Annotated in this window: 2 protein-coding genes; both read left to right on the forward strand. The window is 46.8% G+C overall.

What is annotated here, in order from left to right; all coding sequences use genetic code 11:
- Positions 1–508: phage tail protein (locus A2F46_RS12205; protein ID WP_197457670.1), on the forward strand; the 508-nt coding region annotated here is incomplete at its 5' end.
- Between the two features lie 10 nt (positions 509–518).
- A complete protein-coding gene (locus tag A2F46_RS11735) occupies positions 519–809 on the forward strand; it encodes a hypothetical protein (protein WP_066570651.1) in 291 nt (96 codons plus the stop codon).
- Positions 810–832 lie beyond the last annotated feature (23 nt).

The raw sequence follows: 832 nt of genomic DNA on the forward strand, positions 1-832 counted from the left end.
GCCAGCTGGGTTTTTGAAGGCAAATGGTGCGGCGATCTCAAGAACAACATACGCGTCTTTATTTAGTGCGATTGGCACAAAATTCGGTGTGGGTGACGGCTCGACCACATTCAACGTACCAGACTTAAGGGGATTGTTTTTAAGGTCTTGGAGTGACGGCGCTGCAGCTGATACCGGAAGAACATTTGGTTCTTATCAAGACAGTGATAACAAGTCACACAACCATACAGGGCAAACTGCAAATGCAGGCAATCACATGCATAACGGATCAACATCATGGGCTGGTAACCACACCCATGCGGTGAGCAGAACGGGTGGTGGTAGCGGGAGTGCTGCGGCAAAGGCAGATGCAGGTACTGGCGGTGAATTGTCTTGGTCTGGAGATCACTATCATAATTTTGATACCAACTGGGCTGGTGAGCATTCGCATGGCTTTACAACGAATTTGTCTGGCGGCAATGAATCACGGCCGATGAACGTTGCTTTACTAGCTTGCATTAAAATTTAAGGATTAAACAATGACTGAATACGCACAAACAAAACCAGTATGCCAGCTTGATGCTGATGAGTATTTTGTTGGTGTGGCAACTGCTGATTTAGACCCACTCGAGAATAACGGCACTTATCTTATTCCGCGGCTGTGTATTGAAACCGAAGCACCAGAACTTAAACCGGGGTTTGTCGCAAAATGGGTGAACGGAGAATGGGAATACATTGAAGACCATCGCGGCGTTGTTGTTTACAGTATTGAAGATGGCAGAGCCATTGAAATACATCGCTTAGGTAGTTTCCTGACGGCACTACACTAAACCCACGCCCAGACAAATACCAT

The organism is Snodgrassella sp. CFCC 13594, from assembly GCF_001590725.1.
In the GTDB taxonomy this organism is placed as follows: domain Bacteria; phylum Pseudomonadota; class Gammaproteobacteria; order Burkholderiales; family Neisseriaceae; genus Snodgrassella.

Bases quoted from the DNA above. Each gene is read 5' to 3' on its own strand.
- A2F46_RS11735 (WP_066570651.1), top strand. From the start codon at position 519: ATGACTGAATACGCACAAACAAAACCAGTATGCCAGCTTGATGCTGAT.